The organism is Kribbella sp. NPDC051952 (genome assembly GCF_040680855.1).
Lineage (GTDB): Bacteria > Actinomycetota > Actinomycetes > Propionibacteriales > Kribbellaceae > Kribbella.
This window is the reverse complement of sequence record NZ_JBFAXQ010000032.1, coordinates 16,753-37,000: the sequence shown is the minus strand read 5'-3', so window position 1 is coordinate 37,000 and position 20,248 is coordinate 16,753. Positions and strand designations below refer to the sequence as shown.

General features: G+C 66.0%; 24 protein-coding genes. 14 read left to right on the top strand and 10 right to left on the bottom strand.

The annotated features are described in order from the left end of the window. Positions 1 to 3 precede the first annotated feature (3 nt). From AB0L70_RS36535 to AB0L70_RS36510, 6 genes are all read right to left on the bottom strand, one after another. On the bottom strand, positions 4 to 834 hold the full coding sequence (locus tag AB0L70_RS36535; RefSeq protein ID WP_363691420.1) for a DUF4097 family beta strand repeat-containing protein: 831 nt from the start codon (positions 832 to 834) through the stop codon (positions 4 to 6). A gap of 29 nt (positions 835 to 863) precedes the next feature. After that, positions 864 to 1,613 carry an ABC transporter permease gene (locus AB0L70_RS36530; protein ID WP_363691419.1) on the bottom strand — a complete coding sequence of 250 codons (750 nt, stop codon included), beginning with the start codon at positions 1,611 to 1,613 and terminating at the stop codon, positions 864 to 866. Continuing rightward, positions 1,610 to 2,539, bottom strand: a complete 930-nt coding sequence (locus AB0L70_RS36525; protein WP_363691418.1) for an ATP-binding cassette domain-containing protein — start codon at positions 2,537 to 2,539, stop codon at positions 1,610 to 1,612. Before AB0L70_RS36525 ends, AB0L70_RS36530 begins: the two co-directional genes overlap by 4 nt. Positions 2,540 to 2,626: 87 nt before the next feature. After that, complete coding sequence (locus AB0L70_RS36520; protein ID WP_363691417.1) at positions 2,627 to 3,136, bottom strand: DUF402 domain-containing protein; 510 nt, start codon at positions 3,134 to 3,136, stop codon at positions 2,627 to 2,629. Continuing rightward, a complete protein-coding gene (locus tag AB0L70_RS36515; RefSeq protein ID WP_363691416.1) occupies positions 3,126 to 4,268 on the bottom strand; it encodes an MFS transporter in 1,143 nt (380 codons plus the stop codon). Before AB0L70_RS36515 ends, AB0L70_RS36520 begins: the two co-directional genes overlap by 11 nt. Positions 4,269 to 4,351: 83 nt before the next feature. Further along, complete coding sequence (locus tag AB0L70_RS36510; RefSeq protein WP_363691415.1) at positions 4,352 to 5,656, bottom strand: ATP-grasp domain-containing protein; 1,305 nt, start codon at positions 5,654 to 5,656, stop codon at positions 4,352 to 4,354. A 116-nt stretch (positions 5,657 to 5,772) separates the two neighbouring features. Here AB0L70_RS36510 and AB0L70_RS36505 point away from each other — a divergent pair, with 116 nt between their 5' ends. The 6 genes from AB0L70_RS36505 to AB0L70_RS36480 all read left to right on the top strand — a co-directional run bounded on the left by AB0L70_RS36505 (position 5,773) and on the right by AB0L70_RS36480 (position 9,975). After that, positions 5,773 to 6,354, top strand: coding sequence for a CGNR zinc finger domain-containing protein (locus AB0L70_RS36505; RefSeq protein ID WP_363691414.1), 582 nt, complete (start codon positions 5,773 to 5,775; stop codon positions 6,352 to 6,354). 106 nt (positions 6,355 to 6,460) lie between these two features. Continuing rightward, on the top strand, positions 6,461 to 7,036 hold the full coding sequence (locus AB0L70_RS36500) for a dihydrofolate reductase family protein (protein ID WP_363691413.1): 576 nt from the start codon (positions 6,461 to 6,463) through the stop codon (positions 7,034 to 7,036). A gap of 96 nt (positions 7,037 to 7,132) precedes the next feature. Then, positions 7,133 to 7,585, top strand: a complete 453-nt coding sequence (locus AB0L70_RS36495) for a hypothetical protein (protein ID WP_363691412.1) — start codon at positions 7,133 to 7,135, stop codon at positions 7,583 to 7,585. Positions 7,586 to 7,672: 87 nt separating this feature from the next. Further along, positions 7,673 to 8,431, top strand: coding sequence for an ATP-binding cassette domain-containing protein (locus AB0L70_RS36490; RefSeq protein ID WP_363691411.1), 759 nt, complete (start codon positions 7,673 to 7,675; stop codon positions 8,429 to 8,431). Beyond that, positions 8,428 to 9,189 (top strand): ABC transporter permease, encoded by a 762-nt coding sequence (locus AB0L70_RS36485; protein ID WP_363691410.1) that lies wholly within the window; start codon positions 8,428 to 8,430, stop codon positions 9,187 to 9,189. Before AB0L70_RS36490 ends, AB0L70_RS36485 begins: the two co-directional genes overlap by 4 nt. A 15-nt stretch (positions 9,190 to 9,204) precedes the next feature. Then, entirely contained in the window at positions 9,205 to 9,975 is a 771-nt protein-coding gene (locus AB0L70_RS36480) for a MerR family transcriptional regulator (protein WP_363691409.1), read from the top strand. A gap of 32 nt (positions 9,976 to 10,007) precedes the next feature. Here AB0L70_RS36480 and AB0L70_RS36475 read toward each other — a convergent pair whose 3' ends face one another. Then, on the bottom strand, positions 10,008 to 11,474 hold the full coding sequence (locus tag AB0L70_RS36475; protein ID WP_363691408.1) for a serine hydrolase domain-containing protein: 1,467 nt from the start codon (positions 11,472 to 11,474) through the stop codon (positions 10,008 to 10,010). 51 nt (positions 11,475 to 11,525) lie between these two features. Between AB0L70_RS36475 and AB0L70_RS36470 the strand changes: the two genes are divergently transcribed. The 3 genes from AB0L70_RS36470 to AB0L70_RS36460 all read left to right on the top strand — a co-directional run bounded on the left by AB0L70_RS36470 (position 11,526) and on the right by AB0L70_RS36460 (position 14,139). Continuing rightward, positions 11,526 to 12,512: an aminoglycoside phosphotransferase family protein gene (locus AB0L70_RS36470; RefSeq protein WP_363691407.1), complete on the top strand. Its 987-nt coding sequence runs from the start codon at positions 11,526 to 11,528 to the stop codon at positions 12,510 to 12,512. 40 nt (positions 12,513 to 12,552) lie between these two features. Continuing rightward, positions 12,553 to 13,131 (top strand): AAA family ATPase, encoded by a 579-nt coding sequence (locus AB0L70_RS36465; protein WP_363691406.1) that lies wholly within the window; start codon positions 12,553 to 12,555, stop codon positions 13,129 to 13,131. A gap of 69 nt (positions 13,132 to 13,200) precedes the next feature. Further along, positions 13,201 to 14,139: an aldo/keto reductase gene (locus AB0L70_RS36460; RefSeq protein ID WP_363691405.1), complete on the top strand. Its 939-nt coding sequence runs from the start codon at positions 13,201 to 13,203 to the stop codon at positions 14,137 to 14,139. Positions 14,140 to 14,169: 30 nt separating this feature from the next. Here the strand turns inward: AB0L70_RS36460 and AB0L70_RS36455 are convergent, their stop codons facing one another. Next, complete coding sequence (locus tag AB0L70_RS36455) at positions 14,170 to 14,550, bottom strand: MerR family transcriptional regulator (protein WP_363691404.1); 381 nt, start codon at positions 14,548 to 14,550, stop codon at positions 14,170 to 14,172. A 63-nt stretch (positions 14,551 to 14,613) separates the two neighbouring features. On the opposite strand from AB0L70_RS36455, the gene AB0L70_RS36450 reads away from it, so the two are divergent. Then, positions 14,614 to 15,210: a macro domain-containing protein gene (locus AB0L70_RS36450; RefSeq protein WP_363691403.1), complete on the top strand. Its 597-nt coding sequence runs from the start codon at positions 14,614 to 14,616 to the stop codon at positions 15,208 to 15,210. A gap of 640 nt (positions 15,211 to 15,850) precedes the next feature. Continuing rightward, the gene (locus tag AB0L70_RS36445; RefSeq protein ID WP_363691402.1) at positions 15,851 to 16,378 is read left to right on the top strand and encodes a DinB family protein; all 528 of its coding nucleotides are present in this window, start codon (positions 15,851 to 15,853) and stop codon (positions 16,376 to 16,378) included. A 79-nt stretch (positions 16,379 to 16,457) separates the two neighbouring features. On the opposite strand, the gene AB0L70_RS36440 is transcribed toward AB0L70_RS36445, so the two are convergent. Further along, positions 16,458 to 16,922, bottom strand: coding sequence for a hypothetical protein (locus AB0L70_RS36440; protein WP_363691401.1), 465 nt, complete (start codon positions 16,920 to 16,922; stop codon positions 16,458 to 16,460). 20 nt (positions 16,923 to 16,942) lie between these two features. Next, positions 16,943 to 17,590 (bottom strand): AAA family ATPase, encoded by a 648-nt coding sequence (locus tag AB0L70_RS36435; protein WP_363691399.1) that lies wholly within the window; start codon positions 17,588 to 17,590, stop codon positions 16,943 to 16,945. An 89-nt stretch (positions 17,591 to 17,679) separates the two neighbouring features. Between AB0L70_RS36435 and AB0L70_RS36430 the strand changes: the two genes are divergently transcribed. From AB0L70_RS36430 to AB0L70_RS36420, 3 genes are all read left to right on the top strand, one after another. Beyond that, on the top strand, positions 17,680 to 18,519 hold the full coding sequence (locus AB0L70_RS36430; RefSeq protein WP_363691398.1) for a helix-turn-helix domain-containing protein: 840 nt from the start codon (positions 17,680 to 17,682) through the stop codon (positions 18,517 to 18,519). 66 nt (positions 18,520 to 18,585) lie between these two features. After that, positions 18,586 to 19,167 (top strand): dihydrofolate reductase family protein, encoded by a 582-nt coding sequence (locus AB0L70_RS36425; protein ID WP_363691397.1) that lies wholly within the window; start codon positions 18,586 to 18,588, stop codon positions 19,165 to 19,167. Positions 19,168 to 20,086: 919 nt separating this feature from the next. Beyond that, positions 20,087 to 20,242: a helix-turn-helix domain-containing protein gene (locus AB0L70_RS36420; RefSeq protein WP_363691459.1), complete on the top strand. Its 156-nt coding sequence runs from the start codon at positions 20,087 to 20,089 to the stop codon at positions 20,240 to 20,242. The last annotated feature ends 6 nt before the right edge of the window (positions 20,243 to 20,248 follow it).

Genomic DNA, 20,248 nt, shown 5'->3' with positions numbered 1-20,248 from the left:
CGGTCAGTTCGCCGCGCGCTGGACGATGATGTCGCCGTTCCGGGTCCGGGCGTGGACCATGACCTTGCCGTCCGGCTCGTCCCCCGACGAGGTGACGAAGTTGTGCACCGCGCCTCGCTCGCTGTTCGCGTCGATGGAAGCCGCGACGCCCGGGCTGATGCCGACCTCGATGTTTCCCGAGCCGTTCATCAACTTCGTCGTACCGTTGGTGAGCCGGCCGATCCGGACCGCACCGCTCGCGGTTCGCACGCTGACGTTGCCGTCGGCGCGATCGACGTCGAAGTCGCAGGCCGCACTTCCGAGGTCGATGTCGGCCACGGCGTGGCCGATCCAGACCTGCCCGCCCGAGTTGGACAGGGATACCGGCCCGTTGACCTCGGCGATCCGCAGTGCGAACGCCGCTCCGTCGACGTCGGCGCGCCCGGCGATGTGGCCGACCACGACCTCACCGGACGCGATGCTCGCCTCGAGTGCCTCGATGCGGTCGAGCTGGACCCGCCCCGATCCCATCTGCAGCTCACACTGCCCGACCGGGCCGTCGACCTCGATGGTCGAGTGGGCCAGGTCCGCAGCCAGGCTGGAGCCGGCCGGGAGGTCGATGCTGATGGCAACCCAACCGCTCTTCCTGCCGGCGGCCTTCGTCTTGACCGACAACTTGCCGTCGGCAAAGACGACCTTGGTCTTCTCGGCGGCCTTGACGTCGGTCGCGTTGTTGGCGTCGATGGGTTCGACCAGTACGACGGTCTCGGTCCGGTCGCTCGCGGTGATCCAGACCTGGGCCACGCCGACCTGGACGGTCGCGGCGATGGGTCCGGGGGTGGTGAAAGCAGGCATGATCACTTTCTCCTTGGCGGTCTGGGGTTTCAGGCGCGCTTGGCGAAGGTGGAACGGGCCCAGAGGTAGCCGACCAGGGCGATCCCGACGCACCAGGCGAGGGCGGGGATGACGTCGCTGCTGGCCGGTGCGCCGTTCAGCAGACCGCGCAGGGTCTCGATGATCGGGGTGAACGGCTGGTACTCCGCGAACTGCTTGAGTCCGGCACCCATCTTGTCCGCCGGGACGATCGCGCTGCTGAAGAACGGCAGCATGACCAGCGGTACGGCGGCCAGCCCTGCGGTCTCCGGAGTCTTGGCGAAGAGGCCCAAGGCAACGGTGAACCAGCCGGCCGCGAAACCGAGCAGTACGACGAGACCGATGACGCCGAGCCAGTCGAGCAGGCTCGCCGACGGGCTGAATCCGAGCAGGAACCCGACTCCGACGATCGCCGCGATGGCGACCAGGTTGGTCAGCAGACTGGCAATGACGTGGCCGGTCAGCACCGCGCCGCGGGGCACGTCCATGACCTTGAACCGGTTGATGATGCCCTTGGTCATGTCGGAGTTCACCGAGGTCGCGGTGGCCCCGAGGCCGTAGCAGACGGCCAGCAGCATCAGCCCCGGCGTCGCGTAATCGACGTAGTCGACGCCGACGTTGAAGGCGTCTCCGAGCATGTAGACGAACATCAGCATGACCACGACCGGCATCAGGACCGCGTTGAACACCGAGGTCGGGTTCCGGGTGATGTGCTTGAAGTTGCGACGCAGCATCACCATCGAGGGGGACTTGGCGCTCATTTTGCTACTACCTCCGTGTTGTGGCCCGTCAGGGCGAGGAAGACGTCATCAAGATCAGGGGTGTGGACGGAGAACTCTTCGGCGCTGAGCGAGTACTCGTCGAGCCGGTCGAGGACCGCTCGCAGCGACTTCGTACCGCCGTCGCTGGGGACCCGCAGGGCCAGGGCTTCGTCGTCGCGGGTGGCCTCGGGGAAGATCCGGGCGGCCGCGGCGAGCTCGTCGGTGCTGGTGAACCGGAGGCGGACGTGCGTACCGGGTAGTTGCCGCTTGAGCTCGTCGGGGGTGCCTTCGGCAACCAAACGGCCCTGGTCGAGTACGGCGATCCGGTCGGCCAGCTGGTCGGCCTCGTCGAGGTACTGGGTGGTGAGGAAGATGGTCACGCCGTCGGCGACCAGGCCGCGGATGATCGTCCACATCGTCCGCCGGCTGCGCGGGTCCAGCCCGGTCGTCGGCTCGTCGAGGAAGATGATCTCCGGGTTGCCGACCAGCGTCATCGCCAGGTCGAGCTTGCGGCGCATACCGCCGGAGTACGTCGACACCGGCTTCGTCGCGGACTCCACCAGGTCGAACCGCTGCAGCAGGTCGGTGACGATCCCGGCGTCCGCGCCGGTCAGGTCGACCATCAGTTGCAGGTTCTCCTGGCCCGTCAGCAGCTCGTCCACCGCCGCGAACTGACCGGTGACCCCGATCGCCGACCGGACCGCCTTGGCCTCGGTGTCGATGTCGTGGCCGGCGACTCGCGCCATACCGCCGTCGGCCTTCAGCAGGGTGGTCAGCAGGTTCACGGTGGTCGTCTTGCCCGCGCCGTTCGGCCCGAGCAGCGAGAAGATCGTTCCCGCCGGAACCTCCAGATCGATGCCGTCAAGCACGACCTTGTCGCCATAAGCCTTGCGCAGCCCGGAGACTGCAATCGCTGATCTGTTCATGTCCCCAACTTTCGGGGACCTCCCAGACACGTCCCTGACATCGCCCTGACACGGCTGTCCCGCCTGCGTCAGAGCCTCGAGAAGGTGTCAGAACGGCGGCAGCTGAGCGAGCTCCAGCACCGCGGCGGGCGGGAAGTCCGGCCACTCGCTGAGCGGGTCTTCGTCCAGGTTGCGCAGGCGCCCGTCGATGAAGCGCTGGGTGTTGCGCAGGGTCCGCACCGCGGTCGCGACATCCATCGAGCCGTCTTCCAGGGCGTCGGCGAACTCGTCGAGGTCGAGCAGCTCGTAGCGGATACTCCTCGGCGGCATCAGCAGGTCGATGTCCCGGTCGTGGATCACCAGCAGTCCCGGCTCCGATTCCTCCACGTCAACGAGATCGACGTACCACCCGCCTTCGAGCACCCCGCTGAACGTGTTCGGCTGGGCGATCTGGACCCCCTCGTCCGCGATCACGTAACAGCGGTCGACGGTGGGCCGGCCTGGTACCTGCCATCTGGGGAGGATCGGTACGTCGTACGCGACGACGTTGTCGCTGGTCCGGACGCCTGGACACCATTGGCCGGTGCGGTGGTGGACGCGGACCTTCTCAAGTTGCACGGAGGACAGTATGTCTGCGGGGTAGGCACAGTTGGGCGGACAGGAGGCCGGCTGCGGCGATCAGGAGCCACAGAGCCCAGGGGCCGATCGCGTAGACAGCGCCGCCGATGAGCGGGCCGGCGCCGGTGCCGATGGTGTAGGCGACGCCGTACAGGCCTTGGTAGCGGCCGACCAGCAGGGGCGGGGTCAGGGTGCCGAGGTGGGCGGCGGCGACGGAGCTGTACATCATCTCGCCCAGCGTCCAGACCAGCACGGTCGCCGCCAGGAGCGCCATGCCGGTCATGACGCCGGTGACCGCCAGCCCGATGCCGACGAGCAGGTTGCCGATGGCAAGGACGTACTCCGGTCGGTAGCGGGATACGAGGCTTGTGGTGGGTAGCTCGAGGACCAGCACCACCAGACCGTTGAGCCCGATGAGGAGGCCGAAGTCGCGGGCGGTCAGACCTATGTCGCTCACGTGCAGCGGGAGGCCGACCGTGGTCTGGATGTAGACGAACTCGGCTACCACGGTCATCGCCAGGAACCGGACCAGAGTCCGGTCGGCCAGCGCCTGTCGGTATCCACCCTTGTCCGCCTGGACGCCGGACCTGGGCTCGTCCTGCGGCTGGGGCCGGCCATCACGCAGCAGGGCCGCCACGACCACGCCGAACAGCAGGCAGGCGGCGGCGTTCACCAGGAAGAGTTCCGCATACGAAGTGCTCGCCAGCACGCCGCCGATGACGCCACCCAGGGCAGCGCCGATGTTCATCGCGAACCGGAACACCGCGAAGGCGGCCAACCGTTCCTGATTGGTCGCGACGGCATCAACCAGCACCGCCGCCGCGGCGGGTCGGTAGATCTGCGACGTCACGCCGATGAGGCCAACCACCGCGACGATCACCGGCAGCGGTCCGACGTACGGCACGGTCGCCGTCAGCGCGGCCGTAGTTACGCCGGACAGCACAATCGTCCACCGCCGTCCGAGCCTGTCGGCGAGATACCCGCCGATGGCATTCCCGAGCACACTGCCCAGCCCGGACACCCCCAACACCAACCCCGCAGCGCCGGCCGAGTAACCACGCTCAGTCAGGTACAACACGATGAACACAGGCAAGAAGTTGCCAACCTTGTTGACCAGGATCCCAACGCTCACCACCCAAACCCGTCCCGGCAACCGCCGCACGGCCGTCCAAAACCCCGGCTGCTCGCTCGGCCCGCCAACCCCCGACCCGGTGCTCACGGGATCGGCTCAGCGCGCTCGTGGATCGGCTCAGCGGGCTCGTGGATCGGCTCGGTGGGGAGGTGGATTGTTGCGGCGAGGCGTTTGCCGTGGGCTACTGCTTCGGCGGCGGACGCGCCGCGCGCGATGACGAGGCCGACCTTGTCCTCGTTCCACGTCAGCGGTGACACCTCGTCGCCCGGCCCCACCCTGAGCTCGAGATCGACGTACGCCGGATCCGCGCGTACGGCGTCAACCGCGGACACCTCCACAACCCGCCCCGGCTCGGGCGTGAGGAATCGGACAGCCGCCCCGCCCCGAGCCTCAGGCGATGCGACCAGCGGCTCAACCACACCGAACCCCGCCCCGAGTGCGTACCGCTCCATATCAACGCCGTACACCACCTCGGTGAGCTCGTTGATCCGATCACCACCGATACGGTTGTGCGACTCAACGATCCGCGGACCGCGCGACGTCAGCTTCACCTCGGTATGCGCCGGCCCGTTCCGCAACCCCACCGCATCAAGGAACTCGATCACCAACCGGGCGACCTCACCCAGCGTCTCGGCCGAGATGCCGCTCGGCTGCGAATGCCCGATCTCGACGAACCCAGAGACCAGGATCTCCTTGTCCGTCACGCCCACCAGCACATGCCGGCCGTTGAAACTCAAGCTCTCGACACTGAGCTCCGGCCCATCCAGGAACTCCTCCATCAAGAACTCTTCGAAGGAGTCGGCATCGGCCAGATCCCCCGTCACCCAATGCCCGTCATCAAGCGCCCGGAATCGCTCAGCCACCGCGTCCACGTCCGCCTGGTCCTGCACCCTGAACACCCCCAAGCTCCCCGATTCCCGGACCGGCTTGACGATGATCGGCAACCCATGCGCCTCAACGAACTCCCGAACGTCCTCCCCAGAACGCCCCACCGCCGAAGCCACCGGGCTGACCCCACGCTCCGCCAAGTGCCGGCGCATCCGCCACTTGTCCAGCAACAGTTCCACCGTGGCGACCGACTCCCCACGCAGCCCGAGCGCCTCGTTGATCTTTGCCGCCGGCAACAGCCCGAGCTCGAACAGCGACACAGCCGCCTCGAACGGATACGCGTCGTACAACGCTCGCACCAACGGCAGCAGCCGGTCGATGTCGCCGTAGTCGAGCAGCAATGCCTGCTCGACGAACGGCCAATGGCCACGCTCATACGCGTCCGGGTACTGAACGAGAACCACGTCCAACCCGAGCTCATGGGCCTTCCGCACCTGCTTGGGCTTGCCGCCGACGAGCAGAACCCGCGGCCGCCCACTGGGTACGACGTTCTCGGACACCGTCACTCCTTCTCAGTCTCGGACCTCAACACCAGTTAAGAGGTTATGCCGGTTACCTGCGTGAATGCAACCAGCTTTCGCGTTATGGTGGTGTCGCGAGGTTCTGAGAAGAGGAGATGAGAATCGTGGCGCCCAATCCGGCCCCGGCTCCGGGAGCACCGGCGTACGCCAACCTGCTCTGCGCGTTCGCCAACACCTACGACGTCGACGTCGATGCCGCTCAGCTCGACGCGTTCACCGATGCGTCCGCGCTCGCCGACTGGCTCCGCACCCACGACCTACTCGAGGCCGGCAAGCGCGCGACTGCCGGCGATCTCGACCTGGCCCGCACGCTCCGATCCGGGCTACGCACCGCGATGCTGCGTCACCACGAGGGCGAAGACACGTCGCCAGTCGCTGATCTCGACGCGACGTCAACCCGGCTGCCCCTCCGGATCGTCTTCGACGGCACCCGGCCACGACTCACCCCCGCCGTCGGTGGCGTCAAAGGCGGTCTGGCCTCACTCCTCGTAGCGGTGGCCGACGCACAAGCCGACGACACCTGGGTCCGCCTGAAGGTCTGCGCCGCTGACGACTGCCAGTGGGCCTTCTACGACACCTCGAAGAACCGTTCGAAGCACTGGTGCTCGATGGGCGTCTGCGGCAACCGCCAGAAGACGCGCACCTACCGAGCCCGCCAACGAACCGGCAAGGTTTAGCAGAAAATCCGTGTGATTGTGTCGGATCGGGGTGGAGGGGTTCGTGGAAGAGGTAAAGGGCGCCAACGACGGAGCCCAGATCGCACACTTCTAGGAGAGCATCATCATGACTGCTACCTACACCTTCGACGTCTTCTCCAGCCTCGATGGCTTCGGCTCCCACACCGGCGACTGGGGCGGTTACTGGGGCAAGCAAGGCCCTGAATTCCTCGCACACCGCCTCGCCCAGTACAGCGAGAACCCGCGGATGGTCTTCGGAGCCACGACGTACCGGACGAACGTGGAGATCCTTGCCGCAGGCATTGAACTCGAAGCGCTCGACCCCTGGGTCGCCCGGATGCGGGACCTGCCGGCGACGGTAATCTCGAGCACACTGCAGGAACCACTCGACTGGCCGGACGCGACCATCGCGAGCGGCGACGCCGTCGACATCGTCGCCCGCCTGAAGAACGAGTCCGACGTACCCCTGCGCTCCCACGGCAGCCTGTCGCTGAACCGAGCACTGCTCGCCGCCGGCCTGGTCGACCGCATCCAGGTGACCCTGTTCCCGGTGATCACCGGCCAAACGGGAGCGGCCCCGATCTTCCAGGGCGCAGCCGACCTCGACCTCGAACTCATCGAACACCACACCTTCGACAACAACACCCAAGAACTCACCTACCGCCCCACCCTGCACACCTGACCTTTCAAGCCTGACTCAAAGGTCGATGCCCTGACACCCGGCGGTGTTCGACTGATTGTCGACCGGACGATTGTCGACAAGAGGTGAGAGGGCTTCATGGGAATCGGAAAGCGCACAGTCATGGCGGCACTGGGGCTGCTGATGAGTTGTCTGGCGGTCGGCGCAGGGGTGACACCTGCCCAGGCGGTTCAGCAGGACGAGCCAGGCGACGGGCTGGTGGCGGCCGCAGCGCCGACTACGTCTCCGGCCGCGGCGTACCGCGTGTATCTCCCGCCCGGCAGCCCCAACGTCACCTGCTCCGTCGGCTACGCGTGTGCCTCGGTGCCCTACGGGAACGGGTACTACTGGTTCAAGTTCTACAAGTACGGCACTTACACCTTGTACAACTGGTACGGCGTCGGAGTGACCGACAACACCCAGGGGTTCGGAGCCGCGATGCGGATCCTCGGTGCCAACGGCGCGGAGATCGGCTGCGAGCCGCCTCCGGTCCGGGACCTCTACAACTGGACCCCGGTCTACTACATCAAGCTCACCGCGGCCCCCTGCTAACGACTTGACCTTGACGTTGCGTCAACGCTTCATCCTGCTGGCAAGAGCTTCCTCGGAAGGCGACGGGAGCAGCCACAAGGGAGTCGGATGAGCATTCGCGTGCACGGTCTGGAGAAGTCGTACAAGGAGCTGCATGTCTTGCGCGGCGTGGAGTTCGAGGTCGAGCAGGGCAGCATCTTCGCCCTGCTCGGCTCGAACGGGGCCGGCAAGACCACCGTCGTACGGATCCTGTCGACGCTACTCAAGGCTGACGCGGGCACGGCAACGGTCAACGGGTACGACGTTGCGACGCAGGCTGCCGACGTACGTGAGTCCATCAGCCTGACCGGGCAGTTCGCCGCGGTCGACGAGATCCTGACCGGTCGGGAGAATCTCGTACTGGTCGCCAGACTGCGGCACCTCGAGGACCCGGGCGCGATCGCCGACGACCTGCTCGCCCGCTTCGCCCTGACGGACGCCGGTGGGCGGAGAGCCTCGACGTACTCAGGTGGCATGCGTCGCCGGCTGGACATCGCGATGAGCCTGATCGGCAGTTCGCCGGTCATCTTCCTGGACGAGCCGACCGCCGGGCTCGATCCGGAGGCGCGCATCGAGGTGTGGCAGACCGTCAAGGAGCTCGCCCGCGACGGTACGACGGTGTTGCTGACGACGCAGTACCTCGACGAGGCCGAGCAACTCGCCGATCGGATCGCGATCCTGCACCAGGGCCGGATCATCGTGAACGGCACGCTCGCCGAGCTCAGGCAACTCCTGCCGCCCGCGAAGATCGAGTACGTCGAGAAGCAGCCCACCCTCGAGGACGTCTTCCTCACCCTCGTCGGCGACGGCCTTGGGGACAGGTCATGAGCGCGCAGTACGTCGGCGACATCGCCGTACTCACAGGCCGAACGCTGCGCCACGTCACCCGCAGCGCGGACACGATCATCACGACCGCGATCACGCCGATCGCCATGATGGTGATGTTCGTCTACGTCTTCGGCGGCGCGATCGACACCGGCCCGGTCGAGTACGTCGACTATCTGCTGCCGGGCATCCTGCTCATCACGATCGCGTCGGGCATCGCGTACACCGCGCTGCGGTTGTTCACAGATCTGAACACCGGGATCTTCGAGCGGTTCCAGTCCCTGCCGATCGCGCGGTCGGGTGTGCTCTGGGCACACGTGCTGACCTCGCTGGCCGCCAACCTGATCTCGCTCGTGGTCGTCGTGGTCGTCGCGCTGATCATGGGGTTCCGCTCGGGAGCCGGCGTACTGGCGTGGCTCGGGGTCGTCGGCATCCTGCTCCTGTTCACCTTGTCGCTCACCTGGATCGCCGTGATCGCAGGCCTTTCCGCGAAGACGGCCGAAGGCGGGGGCGCGTTCTCGTACCCGCTCATCTTCCTGCCGTTCATCAGTTCGGCGTTCGTGCCGACCGAGACGATGCCCGGCCCGGTGCGGTGGTTCGCCGAGAACCAACCGGTGACGTCGATTGTCGACACGATCCGTGCGCTGTTGGCCGAACAGGCTGTTGGCGACGACATCTGGACCGCGCTCGCCTGGTGTGTCGGCATCCTCGTCGTCGCGTACTTCTTCGCGATGGCCGCCTACCGCCGCAAGATCGCCTGAGGCAGTCTGAGGGACATGCTCACCATCAGTCAGCTAGCGACGTACGCCGGGGTGACGACGCGGGCGGTGCGCCACTACCACCAGATCGGGTTGCTGCCGGAGCCTGAGCGCGACCAGTCCGGGTATCGCTCGTACGACGCGGACGCCGTCGTACGCCTGATCCGTATTCATGCGCTGGCGGACGCGGGTGTGCCACTGGCCCGGGTGCAGGAGCTTCTCGACGCCGGGCCGGAGGAGTTCGCCGATGGCGTGCAGGAGATCGACAAGGAGCTGCGGGGCGAGATCCGGCGAGTGCAGCGCACTCGCAAACGGCTTGCCAGGCTGGCCGGTGGACAGCACCTCGCGCTCCCGGAGTGCGTCGTGGACTACCTCGATCGGCTGCGCGATCTCGGCGTCGAGGAGCAGTACATCGAGCTGGAGCGGGATGCCTGGATCATGGTCGCGGCCCAGGTACCGGACGCGATCGAGGCCGTGATCGCCAGGAAACACGAGGATCTGAACGACCCCGACGTGATCAAGCTCTACAGCCTACTCAACGGCGCCGTCGAGATGCCGGCCGACGACGCACGGATCGTCGAGTTCGCGGACATCATCGAGCGACTGGCGATCCGGGCCGCGGCGGCCGGTGAACTGGACGCCACCGCGTTCGACGACGGGTTCGCCGCCCTGCTCGACGCCACCATGCTCAACTCCTCCCCCGGCGCCGAACGCCTGCTGGCAATCCTCGAAGCCCGAGGCTGGCAAGGCTGGACCCGCCTGCACCAAGTACCTCGGTCTGCCGGTTAGGCCGGGCTCTCTCCGGCCCGCCGCGAGGCTGGTCAGGTCGAGGGGAGTCTGCTCAGGATCTCTTTGGCATCGTCGTTGTCGGGGTCGAGGTCACTGGCGCGTTGGAGGGTGCTTCTGGCCAGGTCGAGCTGCCCGTCGAGCTGATGGGCGCATCCGGTCATCGTCCATGCAGGCGATGAGTCCGGACGCAAGTCGGTCCACAGTCGCAGGAGCGGCCAGACCATGCCCGGGCGATGCAGCTCGATCGCTCCCCACGTGGCGTCGACGAACCCCTCGTCGTCGAGATCGAACTCGGCCGGCTCAACCGCGGCCAGCCGGTGGAACTCCGCCTTGGCAGCCTCCGGCCCCGACGCTCTCAGCACCTCGGCGACGGGCCCGACGACAGAGCGCGGGAACGCGCCCAGGTCGCCCGTCCCGTCAGGCTTCGCCGAGAGCGGGACATCGGCGAGCGCGATATCGAGCGCCGCCGCGGCGATGTCCGAAGCGGGGACGTTGTTGGAGTTGGCCAGTACGACGACGCCCGTACGCAACTCAGGCACCAGAACGAACCTCGACCCGAACCCAGGGTCCGAACCGGCGTGGCTCAACGTTCGATGCCCGCGGTAGTTCCCCACGAACCAGCCGAGGCCGATCGCGTCCATCCAAGGAGGGCGCCCGATCGAGTGCACCGGCTCCCACATCAAGTCGAGCACACCGGCATCCAGCCGCGCCCGCTGCTCGTCAGATTTCTCGACTGGTTCGAAGTGGGCCACCATCCAGCGGCACATCTCCACGACATTGGAGTGCAGAGTCGAGCTGGGGGCATGACGCCTGGTGTACGGATAGGCGTCGCCGGGCACCGACAGCGGCATCCCCACGTGTGGTGACGCAGCCAGGTCCGCAGGCACCTCGCCGCGCAGGAAGGTGCTTTGCCGCATCCCGAGCGGTTGCAGGACTTGTCGGCGTACGGCGTCCTCGAATGTCGTATCCATCACCCTCGACAGCAACAACCCGAGCAGCTCGAACCCCGCGTTGGAATAGGAGAACGCCGATCCCGGCTCCGCCTGCAATCGCCAGCCCGACAGGCTCCGGGCGAACTCGCTCAGCGCGTCATCCCCGAGCTGAGGATCGTGCCAGGCGTAGTCCATCACATCCGGAAGCCCACTCGTGTGGCTCAACAGCCGCCGAGCTGTAACCTCCCCAGCGCGTCCGTCAGCCAAGGTGAACTCAGGCACCCACTCGGCAATCGGCGCATCCAGATCAAGCCCTTTGTCAGCCACGACCGACGCGATCGCCGTAGCAACAAACGGCTTGGACACCGAAGCCAGATGAAACATCGTCTCCGGCGTGACGTCGGCCCCACTACGAACATCGCGTACGCCGAACCCCCGCGAGACAACCACCTCATCCCGCACCACCCCAACGGCCAACCCCGCCACATCATGCGAGCCGACAAACCCCTCAACCAGAGGCCACAGCCCATCCTCCACCCGCCCCTGAAACCCCACCCCAAGGTTCATCTCTCGACAGTACGCCGCCGCGGCTACCCTGGCTGCCTCCCAACAGCAACCGTGGAGGAAAGCTTGTACACGCCGACTCCCAACGAAATCGCGCTCGCCTTCGACCTGGGCGACCCCGACGGCGACCTCATCCATGTCCGGCGCGGCGACACCGACGCCTGGCGGCTCAACACCTCCACCGGCAGCTACTTCGTCAAGGGGTATTTCCCGACCACTGCCCAGTTCAACGGCGAGCACTTGACCGACCAACTCGCTGCCGCGATGGCGTTCGAGCGCAGGGCATTCGACGCGGGCGTGGACATGCCGGAGCCGATCATGCCGACCGATCCCGTCCTGGGCTGGCTGACGCGTATCGAAGATCGACTGTTCCGCGTCTACCCATGGATCGAGCACCGCTCTGGTGGCGACGTCTCGACCTGGCTTGCCCGCACAATGCTGCAAGTCCATCAACTACAACCACTCGACGAGGTCGGCCTACCTCAATGGTGGCGGCAGGCGATCCATCCGCCGGCGACCTGGCAAGGCTGGTCCACGAATGATCGCGACTGGGCGGAGCTGTACGCCGACAGCCTTCCGCACATTCTCGCCGTCACCGAACGCATCGCCGACCTCTGCGACCACGTCCCAGACCTGGTGACGACGCACGGCGACTTCAAGCCGCACAACCTCGTCATCTCCGCCGACGGCCCCGTCCTGGTCGACTGGGACAGCGTCCGCACCGACAGCGCCGCCCTCGAAGCAGCCCGCGTCGCCTACATCTTCGCAGCCGGAAACCCCCAGCAGACAAGGGAAATCCTCACCGCGTACGCCGCAGCCGGCGGCAACCTCGCCTGGCCAGGACCCGACCTCTTCCTCAGCGTGGCCAGAAACCACATCCAGGTCCTCAGCGAACAGATCCGAGTCTCGCTCGGAGAAGCCGCACCGGCCCGCTGGATGGGTGACGCCGCAACCATCGAGACCAACATCAGCGAGAACCTACGAGCCCTCCCCGCCAAGCTCGCCCAACTACGTGAGCTCGCATCCAGCGTCGGGCCGTAATTGAGTTCGGCCTAGCGGCATCGCGGACGATACTCATCCAATGCCGCGAACCTCCCTCCCCTCAGTCATCTTCCTCAACGGCCCCTCGTCCGCCGGCAAGACAACCCTGGGCAGAGCACTCCAGGACGCATTGGACGTGCCGTATCTGCTGATGGGCTTGGACACCTGCTTCGCGATGGTCCCCTCGCAATGGGCCGGCGGCCCGATGGGAGCCCATCGAGCCCAAGGCTTCCAGTACGTCGATCTCCCGCCCGAGGACGGCAATCCCGTCACCGGCATCTCCTACGGCCCGATCGGTCTGCGCATGCTGCAGGGTTTCCACCGAGCCGTGCGCGAGTTCGTTCAAGCCGGAAACCCCGTAATCATTGACGAAATGATGCTGGGCCCCGAGGCCAGAGACCACTGGTTCACAACCCTCGCAGACCTGGACACCATCACCGTAGGCGTCCGCTGCGACCTCAAAGAACTGGAACGCCGAGAACTTGCCCGAAAGAACCCCCGGGGCTTGTCCCGCTGGTCCGAACACCGATCCCACGAAGGCATGCCGTACGACCTCTGGGTAGACACAACCACCCAAACCCCAGAAGCCACCGCCCAGCAGATCCTGACGGCCCCTTGATCAACCCGGCTCTGCTCCCCTGAACTCGTGGCTTGACCTGGAGCGCGCTCCAGGTCAGAGGCTGGAGCCATGAATACACCCACGATGGCCCTCGGGACGATGTACTTCGGCACGAGGGTGGACGAACGGACCGCATTCTCGATCCTCGACCGGTACGCCGAACTGGGCGGAGCCTTCATCGACACCTCTAACAACTACAGTTTCTGGACCTCCGAGACCGGCTTCGGCGGCCAGAGTGAGGCGCTGCTGGGCCGCTGGCTGGCGTCGAACTCCGGAGTGCGTGTCCGTCTCAGCACCAAGGTCGGTGCTCAGCCCACGCGGGTCGGCGGGTTCCCCGACCACCTCGAAGGGCTGAGCGAGGACGTCGTACGCGGAGCCATGGCACAGAGCTTGGAGCGGCTGGGCGTGGACGCAGTAGACCTGTACTGGGCGCACGTCGAAGACCCGGCCGTCCCGGTGGAGGACCTGGTCGCGACGTTCGGCGGGCTGGTCCGTGATGGCCTGACCGCTCGTTGGGGCGTGTCGAACCACCCGTCCTGGCTGCTCGAACGGATCCGAGCTACCGCCGAACGCAACGGCCACCCGCAACCAACCGCTTATCAGCAGCGCTACTCGTATCTTCAGCCCGCCGGCGGCATGGAGGTGGAGGGTCAGCCGATCCCGCTCGGAATGCTGTCACCGGACGGCCTCGACTTCCTGCGACGCAACCCGTCGTTCGAGGGCTGGGTCTACACCGCCACGCTCCTGGGCCGCTACGACCGCGACGACCGCCCACTCGAGACCGAGTACCGCCACCCAGGCACCGAACGACGGCTGGCGGCGCTGTCGCGTATCGCCGACGCGCGCGGCCTCCGACCGGGCCAGGTTGTGCTCGCATGGCTGGCCTCCGGCAGCCCGGCACTGACCCCGATCGTCGGAGTCAGCAGCATCGAACAGCTCGAGCAAGCCGTGGCAGGCGCATCCACCACCCTCACCGAGGACGAACTGGCGACGCTGAATGACGCCTAGGCGTCGACAGCCTCAATTGCGGAATGTGAGTCAGGACGTCGCATCCGCCGTACGGCGCAGTTCCGCGCGGTACCAGTCCGTCTTCTCCTCGACCCGGGCGAGGGTCGCGTCGAGCTCGGCCATCCTCGCCCGGATCGAGGCGGCATGCTCCTCAAGCAAGGCGACCCGCTCCGGCATCGTCGTCTCGTCCCGGCTCAACTCGCCGTACCGCCGCAACTGCTCGATCGACATACCCGTATCCCGCAAACAACGCAGAAACCCAAGCATCCAAAGATCGCCGTCGCTATAAACCCGCCGCCCACCAGCACTACGCTCGATCCGCGGCAAAATCCCTTCCCGCTCGTAATACCGCAACGTATCAATACTGAACCCAGATTCAGCAGCCGCCTCAGCCGGCGAATAAGACCCCATCCCAAAAACCTAACACCCCACCTGGACCCAACTCCAGCTCCAGCTCCACCCAAGGACGGCTGCATGACCCCGCCTCAACTGCTGCTCGTCGACCTCGACGCCGATCTCGTCTCAGCCTGGCGAGACGCCTTCGCCGCACAGATCGACGAAGGCGCGGTCGAGGTACACCAAGGATCGTTGCTGGACGTGCTGCCGGCCGTCGACGCCGTACTGACGGCAGGAAACAGCTACGGCCAGATGGACGGCGGTGTCGATCGAGCACTCGCCGGATACTGGCCCGATGTTCAGCGGTCAGTCTGGGCAGCGGTAGCTGACGAGCATCACGGTTACCTGCCAGTCGGGGCAGCGAGTGTGGTTCCCACCGGCGGCGAGCCTTGCCGTTGGCTTGTCTATGCACCGACCATGCGCGTACCGATGCCGCTGTCAGGCGAGATGGATATCGCCGTGCACAACGCCTTCTGGGCGGGCCTGTTGGCCATTGACCGCCATCCCGCCGCCAACACAATCACGAGAGTCGCCGCACCTGGTTTCGGTACCGGCTACGGCCGCGTACCACCCGCCCGAGCCGCCCAACTCATGTCCGCCGCCCACACCATGTGGCGCTTACCAGCCACCACGAGCATCTCCCAACGCGAACACCTCCTCCACCAAGCCAAGTAGCCCCGGCCGAATCAGGACACCGAGGTGCGGACCGCCCGGCGACACGACAGGTGTCCTACTGCTTCTGCAAGGTCTACATTTGTTGGTCGTGATGGTTGATGACCCGGGATCTCGTGAAGAGGATTCGGTCGCTGGGGATACAGCTCGGGACAATGATCTTCTAGTTCCTGGTTTGACGGTTCAGCGTGAAGCCCCGTGCGTGTCGATGCAGGCTCAATTGATCGGCACTCTCGAGATCGACACCTCGACCAACTGCCTGGTAGTCCGCATTCCAGTCGGCCCCGACGAAAGGCTCGTCGACGTCGACGTTGCTTGGCCCCCAGGCTGGAGCGTCGCAATCCACGACGGCGAGATCGTCCTGATCGACGCCACCGGCCAACCGACCCGGCGATTGGGTGATGAGGTGTGGGTCGGAGGAGGGTCCGTGGACACCGACCGGGCCAATGTTGACCCGTGTACAGGCAGCAAACGGGTATACATAGCATCCGGATTCAGCGGCCCGTTAGCCCCCTGATTCTCCCCGCCTGCCAAGCCCTCGGAAGGTCCCGAGCCAACGGCCATCGTTGTGCCAACAGACACGTTGAGCAGCTGATTCCTGGCGCGCTGCGACCTGGAACCATCACGGAAGGACCAACGCCTGATGACCGTCGACGAGGCACAGTTCTACCCCGACCTCGACGCTGACGAGCGCACCACCCTCAGCCAGTTCCTCGATCAGTACCGTCATCGGGTGCTGACCCGATTCGGGCGGCTGACGGATGAGCAGGCGCAAACCAAGTCCCTACCGGCAACCAACCTGACCCCAGGCGCCGTGGTGAAGCATCTCGCGCACGTGGAGGACCACTGGTTCATCGCGCGCGTTGGCGGCGGCGTTCTGCCTGAGCCCTGGGCGTCCGCGCCGTTCGACACCCAACCGAACTGGGACTTCGAGTCCGCAGCCAACGACACCGTCGAGGCAATCGCCGAGCTCTACCGAGCAGCCTGCTCACGCAGCCGCAACGTCGCAAGTCAACTCCCTAGCCTCGACACCACCGCGCCCCGACCATCATTCGGCAAAGGTCCCGTGACCCTTCGATGGGTAATGGTGCACATGCTCGAAGAAACCGCCTGCCACGCCGGCCACCTAGACCTCCTAACCGACCCACTCCCCACACGCCCCCGCTCCTAGAAACCAGCGCATGTTCGCACTCGAGAACCCCGACTTCGTGACCCTCGCGCGGATCGCGGTAGGTGAGGGCGGCTCGGGGCTACTTCTTGAGCGAGATCTCGGTGATCGGCGAACCAGGCGGCAGGTCCTTCAGTTGTCGTCGAAGCTGACCGCAGATCGAGGACGCGACCACGTAGTCCATTGCTTCGACGTTGCCTGACGTGATCTCGCCGCCGAGCGCCGGGTGCACGCTGAACATGAGCACCTGGGACGGACCAGGTACGACGCCGCGCTGCTGGGCGCCGATCGCGATACCGCCAAGGAGGTACTGGTCTTGCCCCTCGGGCGTGTTCAGAGCGCCTTGCAGCGCCTCAGCGTCGGGCCACTCCAGAGTGAGCGTGCCCTCCAGCGAGTCCAGAAACCAGACTCCGTCCGGCCCTTGCAGGAAGACGTCGCCGAACATCGATGCGGCAATCGGCCGCAGGTCTCGATCACCGATAAGCCAGGCCCAATCGGCGAGCCCTCGGGCAAACGTCTCAGCGTCGAACCGACGGATCATCTCCACGCCACAACGGTACGACGACCCTAGATCCTCGCGACCAAGGCGGCGGGAGCGGATCTTCGCTCCCCCGGGCGCACCACCGAAAGCGCCTGGCGGTCGGGACGGTGTGGGTTTACAGCCAGCCGGCCGCGGTGGCCACGGTCTTTGCTACGTCGGCCACCGGGCGATCGGTGGTCACCGTGAAGTCCTCCACCCCGGCGAGATCGAGGATCTGCTCGAGTTCCGGCGCGCGGCGCAGGTGCCATTGGAGGCCGTCGTCGTTCCTCAGTCCCGTGTCGCTGGATGAGCCGCTGCCGTATGACCTCCAGATCCGCGCTCAACCTGCACACGGCGACATCGACGCCAATCGCTCCGGCGTACCGCTCCCGATCCTCTCGGCTCTCTACAACGCCGGCCAGCACCAGACGCTCCGCGCCCGCGTCGAGGTAGTTGCGCGCCATACTCCGAAGATTGCGCAACTGCAGGTCGAAGTTGAACGGGTCATCTGTCGGGCTTGGCCAGTAGCAGGCCAGCCAGTCGAGGTCGATGACAGCGTGCGGAATCGCGGCTCCAGCAAGCAACTCCCCCACAGCCTCCGCCACCGAGGTCTTGCCCACCCCCACGGACCCGGTGATGAGCAAAGCCCCCTGCGACTGATCCCCGTTGGCGCCCACCGGACGATCCTTGTTCATCGTTTTGTGGATGACAAGTCACGCCCGACGATGCCGAGAGCACCCCATCCGTCGCGCGAGGCCGGCGGGGCATCGGCGATGCTGTGGGTGTGGAGTATGTGTCCAGAGTGCCGCGATCGCCGCTGGACGGACTGATCGACGACCTCTACTACCTGGACGGTACGGCGCCGTACGCGCGGCTGACGCTGCCGCCGGCGCCGATGGCGCTGCTCATCGTCAACCTCGGGGCGCCGTTCCACATCCGCAGCGGCAGCGACAGCGAGACGGCCGAGTACGCCGACGGCTGCGTCGTCACCACGCCCACCCGCGCGTGGGACTTCGGCTACCCACCCCGGACCCGGTCCGTCGGCGTGCATTTCAAGCCGTGGGGGCTGGCGCCGTTCCTGCCGATGCCCGCGGCCGAGCTGTGCGACCGGCCGGTGACGGTAGAGCAGGTTTGGGGCCGGTCGGCCATTACTGAGCTGCGAGACCGGCTGGCCACGGCGGACGGACCGTACGAGATGCTGACGCTGCTCGAGGAGGAGATGATGCGACGGCTGTGCGAGACCGCCGGCCTGGGGCTGGTCCGTCATACGAGCAGCGTCATCGCCGCGACCAGCGGGGCGGTGCCGGTCGGCGACCTGACCGTGGCAACCGGTGTCAGCAGCACTCATCTGGCGAAGCGGTTCAAGGAGCTCATCGGCGTCACGCCGAAGCGGCTGGCCCGCACCCACCGCTTCGCCACCACATTGTTGACAATCGACCCCGTCGAACCGGTCGACTGGGGCGAGCTCGCCGCGGGCGCAGGCTACTTCGATCAAGCCCACTTCGGCCACGAGTTCCAGGCATTCACCGGGCTCACGCCGACCCGGTACCTCGAAGTCCGGCGGCAGTTCCTGCGCGAACATCCCGGCCACGCGCTGGACGGTTGGTCGCTGCCGGCCGATTGATTTCTTACAAGAGCGAAAGGCCACGAGACGCTAATTTGTGGGCACCCCAAACCAGAGGAGGGCCCAATGGGCACGGTCGTCATGTACGCAACGGTGTCGGTGGACGGCTTCATAGCCGACGAGAACGACCAGCCCGGACCGCTGTTCGACTGGTTGCTCAGCGGTGACGTGCCGTTGGACGAGAGCGGTGTCGTGAAGGTGTCGCAGACGTCGTACGACTACACCCGGCCGTACTGGGACCAGCTCGGGGCGACAATCGCCGGTCGCCACGTCTTCGACATCACGGACGGCTGGGACGGGAAACCTCCGGGCGGGGTCGACCACGTGGTCGTCGTAACGCACCGGCCGGCGCCCGACGGCTGGGACCCCGAGGCACCGTTCCACTTCGTCGACGGCGTCGAGGCAGCCGTCGCCAAAGCCCAGGAGCTTGCAGGCGACCGCATGGTCGAGGTAGCCGCCGGCGACGTCGGCGGCCAGATGCTTGCCGCAGGCCTGGTCGACGAGGTCCGCATGGACGTCGTCCCCGTAATCTTCGGATCCGGCAAGCCCTACTTCGGCCCGATCAACGCCCAACACCTACTAGAGGACCCCGACGTAGCAATCCAGGCCAACCGAGTCCTCCACCTCCGCTACCAAGTACGCCACTGACCGCCCTGTCGTCCGACAACTGGTGTGCGACTCTGCGCGGCCTTCGACGACGCAGGGTGGCAGTCTTAACGGACGGATCTGCCGATGTCAGGCATGCTCAGATACCCGTCGGCCAAAGTTCGAACTCACGCGGTCGCACCGAGACCATCTCGCCGAGAACGCCAGGCGGCGGTTCCCCGTCTGCCTCAAGAAGAAGGATGGAGTCGCTCACTCGTAGCGTTACTACAGCACCCTCGACGTGCTCGACTACGCCGATCAATGACGTCCATCCTCTGTTCGCGCAAATCCGGCTGAGACCGTGAGGTTCTCGCCCCAGACCAGGTGGCCGACAGTCGCCACCTCCACATGGTGGGTCTCGCGGGCGCTTGGAAGCTCCTCACTCCGCCACCGCGCTGTCAGAGTGCCCACCGGCGTCTCACATTGCACGATCGCCGGTTCGTCGTCATGAACCATCAGTACCTTGATCAACACCTAGCCGATCCTGCCCCATCGATGCACGCATCACGTCCGGTTGCCGCGATCAGCGCGGTCCGTTGGACGGCTGCCGACGACTCATCAGCAACCGAGAGTCTTTAGCCTCCCGAGTCAAACAGAAGAGGCCCTCTCCCGACCGGGAAAGGACCCCCGACCTGTGGTGGAGGTCCTAGTTCGTTACTCAAACCAGACCCATCTCCTGAATCAGCTACAAAAAGTGATTGATGCTGCGGAGAGTGACCCGCAGTCGGAAACTTTCACCGCGCCGTCACGTAAAGTACGTGTATCACTACGGGATTGTCTCGACCAGCAGACAGCTACAAAGCTTGTCGAGCTGTACGAGGCCGGCGAATCCAGCGGGCGGCTTGCAGAGTTGTTCCAGTTGCCGAAGCGGTATGTGCTTGATGTGCTGCGCGGGGCAGGCGTAGAGGTCCGGCTGCCCCGGATGAGTTCGACCGAGGTTCGGCAAGCCACACAACTGTACGCCGCGGGACTGTCGCTGGCAGACGTAGGCAAGCGGATGGGTCGTAGTTACTCGACGATTCACAAGGCTCTGAAGCGGGCGGGAGTAAGGATGCGAGACACACACGGGCGGGCGTAGCGGGGT

What these genes read in the sequence shown, in the direction of transcription:
- AB0L70_RS36535 (WP_363691420.1), bottom strand. Translation starts at nt 834, where the DNA reads ATGCCTGCTTTCACCACCCCCGGACCCATCGCCGCGACCGTCCAGGTC.
- AB0L70_RS36530 (WP_363691419.1), bottom strand. Translation starts at nt 1,613, where the DNA reads ATGAGCGCCAAGTCCCCCTCGATGGTGATGCTGCGTCGCAACTTCAAG.
- AB0L70_RS36525 (WP_363691418.1), bottom strand. Translation starts at nt 2,539, where the DNA reads ATGAACAGATCAGCGATTGCAGTCTCCGGGCTGCGCAAGGCTTATGGC.
- AB0L70_RS36505 (WP_363691414.1), top strand. Translation starts at nt 5,773, where the DNA reads ATGAGAATCGTGGCGCCCAATCCGGCCCCGGCTCCGGGAGCACCGGCG.
- AB0L70_RS36500 (WP_363691413.1), top strand. Translation starts at nt 6,461, where the DNA reads ATGACTGCTACCTACACCTTCGACGTCTTCTCCAGCCTCGATGGCTTC.
- AB0L70_RS36495 (WP_363691412.1), top strand. Translation starts at nt 7,133, where the DNA reads ATGGGAATCGGAAAGCGCACAGTCATGGCGGCACTGGGGCTGCTGATG.
- AB0L70_RS36490 (WP_363691411.1), top strand. Translation starts at nt 7,673, where the DNA reads ATGAGCATTCGCGTGCACGGTCTGGAGAAGTCGTACAAGGAGCTGCAT.
- AB0L70_RS36485 (WP_363691410.1), top strand. Translation starts at nt 8,428, where the DNA reads ATGAGCGCGCAGTACGTCGGCGACATCGCCGTACTCACAGGCCGAACG.
- AB0L70_RS36480 (WP_363691409.1), top strand. Translation starts at nt 9,205, where the DNA reads ATGCTCACCATCAGTCAGCTAGCGACGTACGCCGGGGTGACGACGCGG.
- AB0L70_RS36475 (WP_363691408.1), bottom strand. Translation starts at nt 11,474, where the DNA reads ATGAACCTTGGGGTGGGGTTTCAGGGGCGGGTGGAGGATGGGCTGTGG.
- AB0L70_RS36465 (WP_363691406.1), top strand. Translation starts at nt 12,553, where the DNA reads ATGCCGCGAACCTCCCTCCCCTCAGTCATCTTCCTCAACGGCCCCTCG.
- AB0L70_RS36460 (WP_363691405.1), top strand. Translation starts at nt 13,201, where the DNA reads ATGAATACACCCACGATGGCCCTCGGGACGATGTACTTCGGCACGAGG.
- AB0L70_RS36455 (WP_363691404.1), bottom strand. Translation starts at nt 14,550, where the DNA reads ATGGGGTCTTATTCGCCGGCTGAGGCGGCTGCTGAATCTGGGTTCAGT.
- AB0L70_RS36450 (WP_363691403.1), top strand. Translation starts at nt 14,614, where the DNA reads ATGACCCCGCCTCAACTGCTGCTCGTCGACCTCGACGCCGATCTCGTC.
- AB0L70_RS36445 (WP_363691402.1), top strand. Translation starts at nt 15,851, where the DNA reads ATGACCGTCGACGAGGCACAGTTCTACCCCGACCTCGACGCTGACGAG.
- AB0L70_RS36435 (WP_363691399.1), bottom strand. Translation starts at nt 17,590, where the DNA reads ATGAACAAGGATCGTCCGGTGGGCGCCAACGGGGATCAGTCGCAGGGG.
- AB0L70_RS36425 (WP_363691397.1), top strand. Translation starts at nt 18,586, where the DNA reads ATGGGCACGGTCGTCATGTACGCAACGGTGTCGGTGGACGGCTTCATA.
- AB0L70_RS36420 (WP_363691459.1), top strand. Translation starts at nt 20,087, where the DNA reads ATGAGTTCGACCGAGGTTCGGCAAGCCACACAACTGTACGCCGCGGGA.